Source organism: Pseudomonas asplenii, from assembly GCF_001293465.1.
Taxonomy (GTDB): Bacteria; Pseudomonadota; Gammaproteobacteria; order Pseudomonadales; family Pseudomonadaceae; genus Aquipseudomonas; species Aquipseudomonas fuscovaginae_B.
This window is the reverse complement of sequence record NZ_JSYZ01000025.1, coordinates 68,333-83,613: the sequence shown is the minus strand read 5'-3', so window position 1 is coordinate 83,613 and position 15,281 is coordinate 68,333. Positions and strand designations below refer to the sequence as shown.

At 63.4% G+C, this 15,281-nt stretch carries 19 protein-coding genes; 11 read left to right on the top strand and 8 right to left on the bottom strand.

Annotated features, from left to right (window positions below; translation table 11 throughout):
* The first annotated feature begins 167 nt into the window (after positions 1 to 167).
* The 3 genes from PF66_RS27085 to PF66_RS27075 are packed head-to-tail and all read left to right on the top strand — an operon-like array spanning position 168 to position 2,084.
* Positions 168 to 1,178: an AraC family transcriptional regulator gene (locus tag PF66_RS27085; RefSeq protein ID WP_054064357.1), complete on the top strand. Its 1,011-nt coding sequence runs from the start codon at positions 168 to 170 to the stop codon at positions 1,176 to 1,178.
* Between the two features lie 45 nt (positions 1,179 to 1,223).
* Complete coding sequence (locus PF66_RS27080) at positions 1,224 to 1,622, top strand: carboxymuconolactone decarboxylase family protein (RefSeq protein ID WP_054064356.1); 399 nt, start codon at positions 1,224 to 1,226, stop codon at positions 1,620 to 1,622.
* 30 nt (positions 1,623 to 1,652) lie between these two features.
* A complete protein-coding gene (locus tag PF66_RS27075) occupies positions 1,653 to 2,084 on the top strand; it encodes a VOC family protein (RefSeq protein WP_054060777.1) in 432 nt (143 codons plus the stop codon).
* A gap of 57 nt (positions 2,085 to 2,141) precedes the next feature.
* Here PF66_RS27075 and PF66_RS27070 read toward each other — a convergent pair whose 3' ends face one another.
* The 4 genes from PF66_RS27070 to PF66_RS27055 all read right to left on the bottom strand — a co-directional run bounded on the left by PF66_RS27070 (position 2,142) and on the right by PF66_RS27055 (position 5,619).
* Positions 2,142 to 2,900: a DJ-1/PfpI family protein gene (locus PF66_RS27070; protein ID WP_054064428.1), complete on the bottom strand. Its 759-nt coding sequence runs from the start codon at positions 2,898 to 2,900 to the stop codon at positions 2,142 to 2,144.
* Positions 2,901 to 3,033: 133 nt separating this feature from the next.
* Positions 3,034 to 4,212: an acetyl-CoA C-acetyltransferase gene (locus PF66_RS27065; RefSeq protein WP_054064355.1), complete on the bottom strand. Its 1,179-nt coding sequence runs from the start codon at positions 4,210 to 4,212 to the stop codon at positions 3,034 to 3,036.
* A 14-nt stretch (positions 4,213 to 4,226) separates the two neighbouring features.
* Positions 4,227 to 4,886, bottom strand: coding sequence for a CoA transferase subunit B (locus PF66_RS27060; protein ID WP_017902124.1), 660 nt, complete (start codon positions 4,884 to 4,886; stop codon positions 4,227 to 4,229).
* Between the two features lie 34 nt (positions 4,887 to 4,920).
* Positions 4,921 to 5,619, bottom strand: coding sequence for a CoA transferase subunit A (locus PF66_RS27055; RefSeq protein ID WP_026144891.1), 699 nt, complete (start codon positions 5,617 to 5,619; stop codon positions 4,921 to 4,923).
* A gap of 143 nt (positions 5,620 to 5,762) precedes the next feature.
* On the opposite strand from PF66_RS27055, the gene PF66_RS27050 reads away from it, so the two are divergent.
* The 5 genes from PF66_RS27050 to PF66_RS27030 all read left to right on the top strand — a co-directional run bounded on the left by PF66_RS27050 (position 5,763) and on the right by PF66_RS27030 (position 9,592).
* Positions 5,763 to 6,665, top strand: a complete 903-nt coding sequence (locus tag PF66_RS27050) for a LysR family transcriptional regulator (protein WP_054060778.1) — start codon at positions 5,763 to 5,765, stop codon at positions 6,663 to 6,665.
* A gap of 69 nt (positions 6,666 to 6,734) precedes the next feature.
* Positions 6,735 to 7,304, top strand: coding sequence for a DUF4174 domain-containing protein (locus PF66_RS27045; protein ID WP_054064354.1), 570 nt, complete (start codon positions 6,735 to 6,737; stop codon positions 7,302 to 7,304).
* A gap of 43 nt (positions 7,305 to 7,347) precedes the next feature.
* Positions 7,348 to 8,121: a class I SAM-dependent methyltransferase gene (locus tag PF66_RS27040; RefSeq protein WP_054064353.1), complete on the top strand. Its 774-nt coding sequence runs from the start codon at positions 7,348 to 7,350 to the stop codon at positions 8,119 to 8,121.
* 75 nt (positions 8,122 to 8,196) lie between these two features.
* Entirely contained in the window at positions 8,197 to 8,592 is a 396-nt protein-coding gene (locus tag PF66_RS27035) for a GFA family protein (RefSeq protein ID WP_054059989.1), read from the top strand.
* 214 nt (positions 8,593 to 8,806) lie between these two features.
* Positions 8,807 to 9,592, top strand: a complete 786-nt coding sequence (locus tag PF66_RS27030; RefSeq protein ID WP_054059988.1) for a sulfite exporter TauE/SafE family protein — start codon at positions 8,807 to 8,809, stop codon at positions 9,590 to 9,592.
* Here PF66_RS27030 and PF66_RS27025 read toward each other — a convergent pair whose 3' ends face one another.
* Positions 9,593 to 10,471: a LysR substrate-binding domain-containing protein gene (locus PF66_RS27025; protein ID WP_054064352.1), complete on the bottom strand. Its 879-nt coding sequence runs from the start codon at positions 10,469 to 10,471 to the stop codon at positions 9,593 to 9,595.
* Positions 10,472 to 10,609: 138 nt separating this feature from the next.
* Here PF66_RS27025 and PF66_RS27020 point away from each other — a divergent pair, with 138 nt between their 5' ends.
* The 3 genes from PF66_RS27020 (at position 10,610) to PF66_RS27010 (ending at position 12,178) form a co-directional block, all read left to right on the top strand.
* Entirely contained in the window at positions 10,610 to 11,242 is a 633-nt protein-coding gene (locus tag PF66_RS27020) for a DUF998 domain-containing protein (RefSeq protein WP_054064351.1), read from the top strand.
* Entirely contained in the window at positions 11,239 to 11,532 is a 294-nt protein-coding gene (locus tag PF66_RS27015) for a hypothetical protein (RefSeq protein ID WP_054059985.1), read from the top strand. The genes PF66_RS27020 and PF66_RS27015 overlap by 4 nt, the downstream gene beginning before the upstream one ends.
* 79 nt (positions 11,533 to 11,611) lie before the next feature.
* Positions 11,612 to 12,178, top strand: a complete 567-nt coding sequence (locus PF66_RS27010) for a nucleotidyltransferase family protein (RefSeq protein ID WP_054059984.1) — start codon at positions 11,612 to 11,614, stop codon at positions 12,176 to 12,178.
* 6 nt (positions 12,179 to 12,184) lie between these two features.
* On the opposite strand, the gene PF66_RS27005 is transcribed toward PF66_RS27010, so the two are convergent.
* The 3 genes from PF66_RS27005 to PF66_RS26995 form a co-directional block, all read right to left on the bottom strand.
* Positions 12,185 to 12,754: a hypothetical protein gene (locus PF66_RS27005; RefSeq protein ID WP_054059992.1), complete on the bottom strand. Its 570-nt coding sequence runs from the start codon at positions 12,752 to 12,754 to the stop codon at positions 12,185 to 12,187.
* A gap of 524 nt (positions 12,755 to 13,278) precedes the next feature.
* Positions 13,279 to 13,848 (bottom strand): carboxymuconolactone decarboxylase family protein, encoded by a 570-nt coding sequence (locus tag PF66_RS27000; protein WP_054064350.1) that lies wholly within the window; start codon positions 13,846 to 13,848, stop codon positions 13,279 to 13,281.
* Positions 13,849 to 13,858: 10 nt separating this feature from the next.
* A complete protein-coding gene (locus tag PF66_RS26995; RefSeq protein WP_054064349.1) occupies positions 13,859 to 15,187 on the bottom strand; it encodes an aspartate aminotransferase family protein in 1,329 nt (442 codons plus the stop codon).
* Positions 15,188 to 15,281: the final 94 nt, after the last annotated feature.

Here is a 15,281-nt window from a genome sequence, read left to right as displayed (position 1 = left end):
CGCATAACCAAGTTTCAAGCGATTTCGTACATAGCCTAGCCCGTCTCGGGCGCCCTATCTGAAGCAGGACCTATCTGGTCGCCCAGTCTAGGACCGCACATCGGTTCGGCCTATGCCGAAACCGCTCAGTAAATCTGTTCTTTTTTGCCATACGCAGCCTGGGATTCATGAAAGAAAAACATTCGGTGTCGTCGTACTTCGTCAAGGCCCTGCTGACGCGCTTTCTCGACAACCCGCAACGGGTCGCCGAGTTGCTGCAGGGTGCCGGTTTCAGCGAGCGCTCGGTGGAGGAACTGGGCGAGCGGGTGGCTCCCCGGCAATTGGCCCAGTTGTGGTTGGCGGTGATCCGCGAGCTGGGCGATGAGTTCTTCGGCTTCGACTCCCACGGCATGCCCGTCGGCAGCTTTGCCCTGATCTGCCGCGGCCTGATCCAGGCACCGACGGTAGGCAAGGCACTGGGCCTGTCGCTGGAGTATTTCGCGCTGTTCCTGCGCGACATCCAGGCCCAGGTGCAGGCGCGCGGCAAGCGGGTCGCCGTGGTGATGACCACGGATGCCCGCGACCCGTACCTGCAGGCGGTGGTTACCGAAACCTTCCTGATCCTGATCGTCGGCCTGATGTGCTGGCTGGCCGGCCGGCGGATTCCCATCAGTCGGGCACGCTTCGCCTATGCCCGGGCACCCCATGGCGACGAGCACCTGCTGTGGGGCGCCTATGTCGAGTTCGACGCGGCGGTCACCGAAATCGAGTTCGAGCGCGAGTACCTGCGGCTGCCGGTGCTGGCCGACCGCAAGTCGCTCTATGGGTTCCTGCGCGATGCGCCGCAGTCGGTGTTCATCCGGTTTCGCAATCGCGAGGGCTTCAGTGCCCGGGTGCACCAGCGCCTGCGTTCGTGCGGCTACGATCATTGGCCGACCCTGGAGCAACTGGCCGACGAATTCGGCATTCACCTGGCCAGCCTGCGCCGGGCCTTGCAGCGTGAGGGGTTTTCCTACCAGGAGATCAAGGACGAAGTCCGTCGCGCCATCGCCTTCGAGCGCCTGCGCAGCACCCGCACGAGCATTGCCGAGATCGCCCTGGAAGTCGGCTTTCGCGAGCCGAGTGCGTTCCACCGGGCCTTCAAGCAATGGACGGGGGAGAGTCCGGGGAGCTTTCGTCTGCGCGGGCAGAAGGCGTAACGTAGGCGCCTTGACGTGCTAATCCATTCATTGCGAGGAAGCTCCATGTCGTCCCAGCACCTGACCGAATACGAAGACGCCAGCCCCGAAGTACGCGCGGTTTACGATGACATCATGCAGACCCGCAAGGTCGAGCAGGTCAACAATTTCTGGAAGTGCCTGGCCGCGCATCCGCCGACCCTGCGCCGCACCTGGGACAGCCTCAAGGAGATCATGGCCCCCGGCGCCCTGGACCCGCTGACCAAGGAACTGATCTATGTCGCCGTCAGCGTCACCAACAACTGCCCGTACTGCATCGCCTCCCACACCGCGGCGGCGCGCAAGGCGGGGATGACCGACGCGATGTTCGGCGAACTGCAGGCGGTGGTCGGCATGGCCAACGAAACCAACCGGCTGGCCAACGGTTATCGCATTCCGCTGGACGACGCCTTCAGGCTCGACTGAGCGACCTGCCATTCATCAGGGAGGATTCCCATGTTCAGTCATATCCAGCTCGGCGCGCGGGACCTGCCGCGCATGATTGCCTTCTACGAAGCTGTACTGGCCGAACTCGGCCTGGTGCGCATGGCCGATGAGCAGGATGGCGGCCCGCCGGGCGCCGGCTGGCGGTTGCCGGGTTGGGACTGGCCGCACTTTTTCGTGCAGGAGCCGTTCAACGGCCTGCCGGCGACCTGGGGCAACGGTGTGCAGGTGAGCTTCGCCGCACCGTCCCGGGCGGCGGTGCAGGCGGCCTGGGACCGTGCCCTGGCCCTGGGCGCAAGGGACGAGGGCGCGCCGGGCCTGCGGCCCCACTATGCGGCCGATTACTACGGCGCCTACTGCCGCGACCCGGAAGGCAACAAGCTGTGCTTCGTGCACACGGTCGAGCTGGAGGTAATGCTCACCCGGCAGCCGGGCAGGGCTTGAGTGTCACGGTTGCCTGTAGCCGTTTCAACCTTGAACAGCCAGGGCGGTTAATTCGGCTCAGGCGTTGCGCGCTTCCTTGATCATCTTCAGCCATTCGGTGGCGAGGCGATGGCAGTCGCCGGGCCACCGCGCGGTCAGCAGGTTGCCGTCGCGGACGGTGAAGCCGCGTCCGGGTTTACTGGCCGAGTCACGCAGCAGCGCCGGTGGCCCGCTGATGAAGTCCCCGGGGCTGGCGAGCACGGTCTTGATCTCGGCTTCGACGGTCTGCGGGTAGGTGCGGTAGTAGCGACCGAGCCACGGCGCGGTAATCAGCCAGGCGGCCAATTCCATGGTCATCGACAGCAGGCCGGTGACCTTGCGTCCGTACAGCACCGAGCGGCCCGTGTCGGGGTCGAGGGTACGGGCGAACAGCAGCGGGCCGTGGCAGACCGAGGCGATCGGTTTGCCGGTCTTGAAGAAGTGCAGGGCGATCCGTTTCGCCGCCTCGGAGTCCAGCAGGCTGCGCATGCCATCGGCGTGGCCGCCAGGGACCAGCAGGCCGTCGAATTGCGTTGGGTCGACATCGGCGTAGGCCAGGGGATGCTGGAAGTGCGGGTCGGCAAGCATAGCCCGATAGCTGTCCAGGTCGGGCCTGCGGGTCATCAGCAGCGGATTGAGTGGGCCGAAGCCGTGTTCCACCAGGCGCGGGTCGGCATGGGCGACGGTGCCTTCGGGGGTGGCGAAACGGATTTCGATGCCGGCACGCTGCAGATACTGCCAGGGCACGCTGCTTTCGGTGGGGTCGTAGTCGCAGTGGGGCAGCAGGACGAGAATCATGCGGGGGCTGGCCTCGACAGGCATGGAAACATGAGTCGAGGATAGCACTCGTTCTGCGGTGGCAGCCGGCTCCCATCAGAAGGATCGGACATCCATTGTGCAGGAGCCGGGCTTGCCCGCGAAGGGGCCTTTTTTAACGCTCGATCGCCAGCGCCACGCCCTGGCCACCGCCGATGCACAGGGTCGCCAGGCCTTTTTTCGCATCACGCTTGATCATTTCGTGCAGCAGGGTCACCAGCACCCGGCAACCCGAGGCGCCGATCGGATGGCCCAATGCAATGGCGCCACCATTGACGTTGACCTTGCTGGCGTCCCAACCCAGTTCCTGGCCCACCGACAGCGACTGGGCGGCGAAGGCCTCGTTGGCTTCGATCAGGTCCAGTTGCTCCAGGCTCCAGCCGGCCTTTTCCAGGCAGCGCCTGGTCGCGCTGACCGGGCCGATGCCCATGATCGCCGGGTCGACACCCGCGTTGGCATAACCGGCGATCTTCGCCAGCACCGGCAGGCCCAGGGCCTTGGCCTTGGCGGCGCTCATCAGGATCACCGCGGCGGCACCGTCGTTCAGCGACGAGGCGTTGCCCGCGGTCACCGTGCCGTCCTTCTTGAACGCCGGCTTGAGTTTGGCCAGCGCCTCGGCCGTGGTGCCGGCGCGTGGCTGTTCGTCGGTGGCGAATGCCAGAGGGTCGCCCTTGCGCTGGGGAATCAGGATCGGCGTGATCTCGTCGACGAAACGCCCGGCCTCGATGGCGGCCACGGCCTTCTGCTGCGAGGCGGCGGCGAAGGCATCCTGGGCTTCACGGCTGATGTCGTACTTGGCCACCAGGTTCTCGGCGGTGATGCCCATGTGGTAGTCGTTGAACGCGTCCCACAGCCCGTCGCTGATCATGGTGTCGATCATCTGGCTATGGCCCATGCGCAGGCCGGTGCGGGCACCGGGCAGCACGTAGTTGGACAGGCTCATGTTTTCCTGGCCTCCGGCGATGATCACCTCGGCATCGCCGCAGCGGATAGCCTGGGCGCCCAGGTGCAGGGCCTTGAGGCCCGAACCGCAGACCTTGTTCAGAGTCATGGCCGGCACGGCGTGGGGCAGGCCGGCCTTGATCGCGGCCTGGCGCGCCGGGTTCTGGCCGGCACCGGCGGTGAGCACCTGGCCCATGATCACTTCATCGACCTGCGCACCGTCCAGGCCGGTCTGGCTCAGCAACTGGCGGATCACCGCCGCACCGAGATCCACCGCGCTGACGTTGGCCAGCGCACCCTGGAAGCTGCCGATCGCCGTACGGGTGGCGGCAACAATCACTACGTCTTGCATCGCTTCATTCCTCATCAGGAAAACTGCATTTCAGGCACATGGTCGGGAACGATCAGTTTACCCGCGGTCTTGCTGACAATCTCTTCGACGCTGACGCCAGGAGCGCGTTCCTTGAGGACAAAAGCGCCATTTTCGATTTCCAGGTAGGCCAGGTCCGTCAGCACGCGCTTGATGCAATTGGCACCGGTCAGCGGCAGGCTGCATTTGGACAGGAGCTTCGATTCGCCATCCTTGGAGGCATGGGTCATGGTGACGATGATGTTCTCGGCTCCCGCCACCAGGTCCATGGCGCCGCCCATGCCCTTGACCAGCTTGCCGGGGATCATCCAGGAGGCGATGTTGCCCTGCACGTCGACCTCGAAGGCGCCGAGTACGGTCAGGTCGATGTGGCCGCCGCGGATCATCGCGAAGGATTCGGCGGAGGAGAAGATCGACGCGCCGATACGGGCGGTGACGGTCTGCTTGCCGGCGTTGATCATGTCGGCGTCGACCGCGTCTTCGGTGGGGAAGGCGCCCATGCCGAGCAGGCCGTTTTCCGATTGCAGCATGACTTCCATGCCGGCCGGGATGTAGTTGGCGACCAGGGTCGGGATGCCGATGCCGAGGTTGACGTAGAAGCCGTCCTGCAGCTCGCGGGCGACGCGCTGGGCCATTTGTTCGCGGGAAAGTGCCATGTTCTTGTTCTCCGTAAGTCGAGGGGGCCGGGGATTACTTGCGCACGGTGCGCTGTTCGATGCGCTTCTCGAACGTGCCGCAGATGATCCGGTCGACGTAGATGCCCGGGGTATGGATCTGCGCCGGGTCCAGTTCGCCCGGTTCGACGATTTCCTCGACTTCGACCACGGTGATCCGGCCGGCGGTGGCCGCCAGCGGGTTGAAGTTCTGTGCGGTATGGCGATAGATGACGTTGCCGAAATGGTCGGCTTTCCAGCCCTTGACGATGGCGAAGTCGCCGGTGATGGATTCTTCCATCAGGTACGGGCGGCCGTTGAATTCACGGGTTTCCTTGCCCTCGGCCACGGGGGTGCCGACGCCGGTGGCGGTGAAAAAGGCCGGAATGCCAGCCCCGCCGGCGCGCATCTTCTCGGCCAGGGTACCTTGCGGGGTCAGCACCACTTCGATTTCCCCGCTGAGCAGTTGCTTCTCGAACAGGGCGTTCTCGCCGACGTAGGAGGCCACCACCTTGCGGATCTGCCGGTCTTCGAGCAGCACGCCGAGGCCGAAACCATCGACGCCGCAGTTGTTGGAAACCACGGTGAGGTCGCGGGTGCCACGGCGCTTGATCTCGGCGATCAGGTTTTCCGGGATGCCACACAGGCCGAAGCCGCCGGAGAGTACGGTCATGCCGTCTTCGAGGCCGGCGAGGGCCTCCTCGTAGGACGCCACGCGTTTATCGAAACCTGCCATCTGCATGATCCTCTTTTGTTGTTCGTTGGCCTTCACGACCTTTGGACAGAGTGTTGCTCCGGGAAATATATTTGTTAAGTTGATTTTTAGGTTTGATTGATTGAGAAAACTCAATAAATGCCCGCTGCCATGAGAAAATTCCGATGACCGTCAAACAGCTTAGGGCGTTTCTCGCCGTTGCCCAGAGCCTGAGTTTCGCCGTGGCCGGTGAACGGCTGTTCCTCTCGCAATCGGCCCTGAGCCTGACCATCAAGGCGTTGGAGGAAGGGCTGGGCGGGCGCCTGTTCAGTCGCAACACCCGCAACGTCGCCCTGACTCCCGAGGGCGAGGCGCTGGTGCCGCTGGCCCGGCGCCTGATCGCCGACTGGGACAATGCCGAGGATGAATTACGCCAACGTTTCACCCTGCAGCGCGGCCGGGTGACCCTGGCGGCGATGCCGTCGTTCGCCGGCAACCTGCTGCCGCCGATCCTCAAGACCTTTCGCGCGCGCTACCCGCAGGTCAACGTGGCGGTGAACGATGTGATCAACGAGCAGGTACTGGAGATGGTCGGCGATCGCCAGGTGGAGTTGGGCGTGGCCTTCGAGCCGCTGCAGAACTCGTCGCTACGCTTTACGCCGCTGTACATCGATCGCTTCGTGGCCGTGGTGCCGGCGGATTCGCCGCTGGCCGACGCGGCCGAGATCGATTGGGACACCTTGCTGCGTGAGCCCTTCATCACCTTGCAGCGCCCGTCGAATGTGCGGGTGATGCTCGAGGAGCACCTGCATGCCCGGGGCATGACCTTGCCGGTGGAGTTCGAGAGCCATCAACTGGCGACGGTGGGGCGCATGGTCGCCAGTGGCCTAGGCGTGAGCGCGGTGCCGGCGCTGTGTGTCGGGCAGATGCGCGAGCTGGGTGCGCGTTGCCTCACCCTGCATGGGCCGGTGGTCGAGCGGGCCATCGGCGTGTTGACCAAACCGGGCCATGAGTTGTCCACGGCGGCCCAGGCGCTGTTCGATATCCTGTTGGAAGAAAGATCCCGTTACCTGAATTTTGAGAAATAACTCGGCCCTGTGTGGATCTTTTCCTACGATGCGCAATCATTACCCCATGAATATTCAAAGGAGGTGTGTATGTTCGTCCGGTCTTTGACCCTCGCCGCCCTGTCGATCTTCGCGTCCGGCCCGTTGCTGGCCGCCGATGTCGACTCTCCGTTGGCCCAGGACTTCGGAAAATCCCGCGCACTGGTGGTGATTGCACCGAGCACCGCGGACCCGACCCTGGTCGGGCTGAAGAAGGCCCTTGACGAGCCGGCCAACCGCAAGGCGTTCGACGAGCGTCAACTGGTGCTGTACGAAGTGGCCCAGACGGTGGGCAAGCGCGCCGACAAATACATGGAGCAGCCGACCACCATGGCGCTGATCCGTGGACTGAAGCTGGGCGTCACACCGGAAGGCAAGTCCACGGTGATTCTGGTGGGCAAGGACGGCCAGCAGAAGACCCTCGAGCATGACGGGCCGTTGCCGATCGCCGAGGTGTTCAAGGCGGTCGATGACTTGCCGGCTGCCGAGAAAGCTACCGTCGCGCCGACACCCGCGCCAGCCCCGGCCGCCGCCGAAGCCAAGCCGGAGAAGGGCGGCAAGCCCGGCAAGGCGGAAAAACCGGGCAAGGCGCCTGCCGCGCCCAAGGATCTGGATGACTGATTCGGGTAGTATCCTGCAGGATTGACCTACGGAGATCGCTGGTATGTCGGGTGTTCACCAGGCTGCACAAGTCGGCTTCAGCGCCGAAGCCAAGACCTACGCCCAGGGGCGCCCTGACTATCCCGCCGAGTTGCTGCCATGGTTGCGTGACACCCTGGGCGCCGTCCCCACTGCCCGGGTAATCGATCTGGGCGCCGGCACCGGCAAGTTCACCCGCCTGCTCAGTCAGACCGGGGCCATGGTGACCGCGGTCGAACCGGTGGAGGCCATGCGCGCCGAGCTGTTGGCGCGCCTGCCGCAGGTGCGCGCGCTGTCGGGCACCGCCGACGCCATGCCGCTGGACGCCGGCAGCGCGGATGCGCTGACCTGTGCCCAGGCCTTTCACTGGTTTGCCCATGAATCATCGCTGGCCGAGATCCATCGGGTACTCAGGCCCGGCGGTCGGTTGGGGCTGGTGTGGAACGTGCGCGACGAATCGGTGGACTGGGTGGCGCAGATCACCCGGATCATCACGCCCTACGAGGGTGACACGCCGCGTTTTCATACCGGTGCCTGGCGCTTGCCCTTCAACGACAGTCGCTACTTCTCGGCGCCGCAACTGAGCCGTTTCGAGTACAGCCATGTGGGGACGCCCCGGGAGGTGATCATCGATCGATTCCTGTCGGTCAGTTTCATCGCGGCGTTAGCGCCGGCGGAAAAGGCCGCTGTCGCCGATCAGCTTCAACAGCTGATTCAGACCCATCCGGCCTTGCGTGGCCAGGAAACCGTTGCCTTTCCCTATCGCACCGAGGCCTATTGCTGCGTGCGCCGGGATTGATGTCTCGCGCGACCTGACGCCTGCTGCGGCAGCGGTGTAGGATGCCCTCGAATCAGCCATGAGCCGGGAGCCGATATGAAGGGCAGTTGTGCGTGTGGAACGGTCACCTATGAAGTCGATGCGCTCGACATGCCGATCGGGCATTGCCATTGCCAGACCTGCCGCAAGACCCACGCGGCAGCGTTTGCCAGCACGGCCGGCGTCAAGCGTGAACACTTTCGCTGGAAGACGGGGCGGGACGCGCTGACGGCCTATGAGTCGTCACCTGGCAAGCTGCGGCATTTCTGTTCGCGCTGTGGCTCGCACCTGATGGCCGAGCGGCTGAACATGCCGGTGGTGATCGTGCGAGTGGCGACGTTGGACGAGGACCCGGGGGTGATCCCCGAGCAGCACATCTGGGTGTCCCATGATGTGCCGTGGTTGCGGTACGAAGGGCTGGTGCAGTATCCGCAGTGGCAGCCGGGGCGCTGATCACAGTACTGACCCCTTGCTGTTCGGGGTTTCCTCCCGGTTCCCCCTGGGGTTATGAGGTGTTCTCAAGGAGGCAAATCCCTCTGCTGAAACAGAAAAAGCATCAGCCCGATCATTGATATGGTTATAACGATAGATTTTATTTTTATAAACGGTCATAAGATTAACCGCTATGCTGCGCGCCTGTTTTGGTCGTCTCGCCCAGGGTTTGCTAATGGATGTCGGTAATTTCGGTTTTGTCGTAGCAGGCTTGGTGGTCGGCTTTATCGTAGGGATGACGGGCGTCGGTGGCGGCTCGCTGATGACGCCGATTCTGTTGTGGTTCGGTATCAACCCGGCAACCGCCGTGGGTACGGACTTGCTCTATGCGGCCATCACCAAGTCCGGTGGCGTGCTGGTGCACAAGCGCAACGACAATATCGACTGGAAGATCACCGGCTGGCTGACCCTCGGTAGCGTGCCGGCAGTGTTGCTGACCCTGTGGTTTCTCAGCAGCCTGAACGAGGCGCCCGATGAACTGAACCGCATCATCAAGCAGGCGCTCGGCGTGGTGCTGTTGCTGACGGCGCTGGCGGTGCTGTTCAAGAAGGCCTTGCTGAGGTTCGCCCACCAGCGCGGCGTCGACCACTCGCGAATCAGCGCGCCCAAGCTGAACGGCCTGACCGTGCTGACCGGCCTGGTCCTGGGCACCATGGTGGCGCTGACCTCCATCGGCGCCGGGGCCCTGGGCACGGTGGCGTTGTTCATCCTCTATCCGTTCCTGCCGACCCGGCGCCTGGTCGGCACCGAGATCGCCCATGCGGTGCCACTGACGCTGGTGGCGGGCCTGGGGCATGCGGGCATGGGCAACATGAACTGGGAACTGCTGGGCTTCCTGTTGATGGGCTCGTTGCCCGGGATCTACCTTGGCAGTCATCTGGCCGGACGGGTGGCCGACGGATTCCTGCGGCCGTTCCTGGCGTTGATGCTGTTCACCATCGGCTACAAGCTGGTGTTCTGATCACGCGGGAAGGTGACTGGCGCCTTCCTCGATCAGCCAGCGTTCGAACTTCTCCAGCGCCGGCGGGCGCTGCGCTGCAGGTCGGGTGACCAGCACATAACGTTCGCTCAACTGGGTGAACGTTGGCCATGGCGCACTGAGCCGGCCTTCCTTCAATTCCTGCTCGACATAAAGCCGCGGCACCAGGGCCATGCCGATGCCGGCCTTGGCCGCTTCAATCAGCAGCGCGTAGCGATCATAGGTAGGGCCTGCCGAAATGCCGGGCAGTTGCAGGTTGGCGAGCTGCGCGTAGCGGTCCCAACCGTAGGGGCTTTTATGCTTGTGCAGCAGCGGCATGTTGTGCGCCACGCTGTCGGCCAGGCGTGGATGGCAGACCGCGACCACGGGTTCCTCGAACAGCGACTGCACCTTCATCGGCTGCCAGGTCGGGTGCTCGTAGTTGATGGCCGCATGCAGGTCGCTTTCCTCAAGAGAGAAAGGCTGCGTCCTTTCGCGCAGATTGACTTCGATGTCCGGGTGACGCTCCCGAAACCGCGCGAGCCTGGGGATCAGCCAGCGGCTGGCGAGGGTCGGGATCACGCCGATTTCCAGTGAGGTCATGCCTTGCGTGTCGCTCATCAACTGGCGGGTATGGCGTTCGATGTCGGCCAGCGCCGTGCGCATGCGTGCCGCATAGCTGGCGCCGGGAGCGGACAGTTCGACGCGGTTGCCCACGCGATGGAACAGCCTTACCCCGATGAACTCCTCCAGCTTGGCGATCTGGCGGCTGATCGCACCTTCGCTCAGTGCCAGTTCCTGTGCGGCCTTGGCGAAGCTCTGGTGGCGAGCGGCGGCTTCCAGGGCGAGCAGCGCGGAGGTGCTCGGCAGGCGTCGAGTCATTGAGGGCCATCCATGGGGCGGGGGCGGCATCATGACGCATGCGCAAGCTGCCTTGCAAAAAAATCGGTAACGCATGAGAGGGCTGTTCCCTAGCATGGAGCGCGGACTGATCATTACAAGACAAGGGAGCGCCATACCGTGAAAACCACCGATCGTGCCTTGCTGGGATTGGGCGTACTGATTCCGTTCTGGCTGTTCCTGGGGGTTACCCTGACTGCGCTCGCCTATCCGGGCTACAGCCATCTGGAACTGGCCATGAGTCAATTGGGCGCCGAGGGGGCACCCACCCACAGCTTCTCGGCCTGGGTGAACAACTTCCCGTTGGGGCTGTGGTTCATGCTCTTTGCCTGGGGGCTGGCCAGACGTTTCAGGGACTCGCGGCTGGCGCTGCTCAGTGCGGCGCTGATCTTCGTGCATGGCCTGGCGAGCCTGGCCACCGGCTACTTCTCCTGTGACCAGGGCTGCGTGCCTGCCCAGCCATCGCTCTCGCAACAGATCCACAACCTGTCGGGGCTGGTGATGTTCGTTTCGCTGACGCTGGCGGCATTGTTCTGGGTGTTCCTCGGCAAGCGACTGCTGTCGTCATCCGGCTTCGGCGTGTTTTCGGCAATCTGTGTCATCCTGTCGATCGTTACCGTGGCGATGATGGCCAAGGCCTTCGCCGAGGGGCACCTGTTTGGCCTGTACCAGCGACTCAACTATGGGGTGTCGGTGATCTGGGTCGCAGTGCTGGCAGTATTGGCCTTGCGTGGAACAGCGAGAGCAGAATGAGTGATAGGCAGGGCAGCATCCAGGACAGGATCAAGGCGTTGGTGGCAGCCAGCGCAGTGGACGAGATCACCTACAAGTCGGAGTGGCTGGGCTACCTGCCTTTCGGGGCTTTCCACTGGATCGAGCATCAGGGCAAGGATGTTTCCAGCGATTTCCCCGCAGGGTGGACGCTTGAGGACCTGACGGGGCTTGAGCGTTGCGGGTTCCTGGAGGTGCTTGAAACTCACCAGGACCCGGAGGATGAATTCGATCGATGGATCAGGTATCGCGTTTGCGTGACACGCCCCTGAGCCAGGATGAACCCGTGTTCGGGGCCGCTGGGCACCAGCGCCACAGCACGGCGAGCAGCAGATCCCAGAGGACTCCCATATGACATTGACTGTCGAACGCCTGATCAGCCTGGCGATGCTCAATCCGGCCAACGCTCAAATCACCGCACGCCTGCCTTCGCTGGGCCTGAACCAGTGCATGCTCACCGCAGGCTGCCTGTTCCAGGCCGTGTGGAATCACCAGGCGAAACTGCCGGCAGACTGGGGGATAAAGGACTACGACGTTTTCTACTTTGATGAGGACCTGTCCTGGGAAGCCGAGGATGCGGTTATCCGCTCGGTCGAGCGACTGTTCCAGGATCTCGGGGTCAATATCGAGGTGAGGAACCAGGCCCGCGTCCATCTTTGGTACGAGGAGCGGTTTGGCCGCTCCTACTCCCAACTGCATTCGACCCGGGAGGGGATCGACCGCTACCTGATTGCCGGGACGTGCATCGGGTTGGATGTCGCCTCGGGGGAAGTCTATGCGCCGTATGGGCTGGCTGACGTGGAGCAGGGCATTCTGCGTATCAACCCCGAATACCCTGATCCGAACCTGTTCGAGCCCAAAGCAAGAAGCTATCAGGCTCGATGGCCCTGGTTGAGGATCATCCCGACCGGGTCGTAGCGATCCTCAACGCAGCTCGGTCACCAGGAAAAAGTGATGCCCGTAGGGCTGCACCGACGCATTATCCTGCCATTGCCTGTCGTTCCTGGGCTGGGTCAGTGGCTTGTCCGTTTCGTCATAGACGAGGGTATAGGCCACGTTCGTGCCGACATCGCCACCCGTTGAGCCCCAACTCCACTCATGGTACTTGGCCGACGACTGCGGCAGGCTGCGAATCGTTTCCAGGTAGACATGCCGCTTCAACTGAAAGCTCACCCAGCCGGCATCCACGCCATAGTGGTACGAGGCCGTCAGCAGGCCGACGGTAATGACGGGGGCTACGACGACTGACACCAGGCGTTTCCAGCGGCGCGTCCAGAGATTGGCCGCGAACCCTACGATGAAACTGCCGGATGCGACCAGCGCGGGTGCAGCGAGCAGGGGGATCAGGAGCAGCCAGAGCCCCAGGAGGCGGTCCAGTTCACTGCTGATGTAGAGAATCAGGCAGAACACCAGCCAGTCGCCGAGATGGCGTGCGGTGAAACGGTCGGCCTGGTCTTCTGCGGACGGTTTGATGCTGCTATCGAGAATGCTCAAGGCGTTTTGTCCTTCCATGACAACGCGAATTGACCCGGCTTCCTTTCGCGTACTGCTGTACCAGAAGGGGCGGGAATGACTTCAACTCGCAACGATCTCTCCTGAGATCGTCGATGACCGGGTTCCGTCCCTGGGAGACGGTATAGTCAATAGTGACTAGTCAGTCAAACCCTATGAAAGCCTATCCACTTGGAGGCTATGTCCCGGCGTAACTTGGCACGCGGGAAGAACATGGACCCTTGCTCGATATATCATTCGGTCTGAAGGTGAGGGTGCACTCAGGCAGCGGCACCGTTTGGGGCGACCTATCGCTATCTCAGGCAGTTCCTCGCACAACAACGAGCGCGGGGTCGCCTTTCCAGCAGAGGGCATCTGTGATGACGAAAGTGTGACGGTTGCACGGTGCCTGGAAGGCGGCTCCGTGCCGGGGAGCCGCCATGGGGATCAAGGGTTGCGGCGCTTCAGGAAACCCTCGATGACGCCGGCGAAACAAGTCGTGGAACCGCAATCAACAGGCGGGCACATCAGCCAAGCGACTCGTCAAACGGCAACGGCACGTTCGGGTCACGCCGGACTTCAAACACGTTGAGCGTCATCGCCACCAGCGTGTAGTAGCCATACACACCGATCAGTTCGACCAGTCCCGGCTCGCCGAACAGCGCCACGCCCTGTTCATAGAGGTCGGCTGGCACGCGCCGGGTCTCGTGGAGCGATTGGCCGATGTCGTAGACGCATTGTTCGTCTGCCGCCTCGAACAAGGGGGCCTGCTGTGCCCTCAAGGCATTGATGATCGCCCCGGACAAGCCGGCGGACCTGGCGATGGGCTCGTGGATCTGCCACTCGGCCTGGGAGCGCCACCAGGCGGCAGTGGTCAATATCGCCAGTTCGGTCAGGCGCAGCTCAAGGCGCGTGCCGTACCGGCAGAACGCTCCCAGGCGCTGGGCGTGATCGGCCAGCGCAGGGCTGTGGATCCACGCCAGGAACGGCCCGTCGAGGTTGCCACGCGGCCCCTTGAGGATGTCGGTGAGTACGCGCTGCTGATCTTCGCTCATGTTGCCGGCTGGCAACGGGGTCAGTCGGGATCTGATTTCCATGGGGGCTCCGTCAGAGTGCGTTGATGGCCACGTCGATGGCGCGGGCCAGCTTGTGGGTGATCTCGTCGATGTGGTGTTCATCGATGATGAACGGCGGTGCCAGCAGGATATGGTCGCCGTATTGGCCATCCACCGTGCCCCCCATCGGATAGCACATCAAACCTTCATTCATGGCGGCTTTCTTGAGGCGTGCGTGCAGCTTGAGTTCGGGGGCGAACGGGGTCTTGTCCTGCCGGTCGGCCACCAGTTCAAGGCCCTGGAACAGGCCGCGTCCGCGGATATCGCCGACATGGGCATGGTTGCCCAGCACTTCCATCAGGCGAGCCTGCAATGCATTGCCCCTGTCGATCACCCGATTGAGCAGGCCGCGCTGCTCGATGGCCTTCTGCACCGCCAGCGCCGCGGCGCATGCCGTAGCGTGGCCGATGTAGGTGTGCCCGTGCTGGAAGTAGCCGGAACCGTTCGCGATGGCGTCGCGTATCCGGGCACTGACCAGCGTCGCGCCAATCGGCTGGTAGCCGGCCCCCAGCCCCTTGGCGATGGTGATCAGATCGGCGCTGATACCTTCCTGCTCGGCGGCGAACAGTGAGCCGGTACGCCCCATGCCGCACATGACTTCGTCCAGGATCAGCAGCACGCCGTAGCGGTCGCACACCTGCCGGATCTGCCGGAAGTACCCGGGGACCGCCGTGACCGCACCCAGGGTGGCTCCCACCACCGGCTCGGCGACGAAGGCCATGACATTGTCCGGCCCCAGGCGGAGGATTTCCGCCTCCAGTTCGAGGGCAAGGCGAGTGGCAAACTGTTCGGCAGTTTCGCCGTTGCGCTGCTCGCGGTAGGCGTAGCAGGGGCTGACATGGCTGACGTCGATCAGCAGCGGCTCGAATTGGCGGCGACGCCACTCATTGCCGCCTGCCGCCAACGCGCCCAACGTGTTGCCGTGGTAGCTCTGGCGGCGCGCAATGACATGCCGGCGACTTGGCTGGCCGATTTCCACGAAGTACTGCCGGGCCAGCTTCAGTGCGGTCTCGATGGCTTCGGAGCCCCCCGAGACGAAGTACACCGACTCCAGGCCGGCCGGCGCGCGGGCCACCAGAAAATCCGCCAGCTCTTCCATCACCTCGGTGGTGAAGAACGAAGTATGCGCATAGGCCAGTTGCCCGATCTGCTGCCTGACGGCCTCGATCACCTGCGGATCGCTATGGCCCAGGCACGAGACCGCTGCACCGCCACTCGCATCCAGATACCGGCGCCCAGTGCTGTCGATGAGGTACGGCCCGTCGCCCGCAACGGCGGTGGGATAGGTTTGGGTGAAGCTTCGGTGCAGTACGTGGCTCATGATTCCTCCAAAGTTCGTGCAAATAATACTTGCATATGACAATGAAGCAACGGATATTTGCATTTCAGCAAGTGCAGAGTCACTGCTCGCTGGA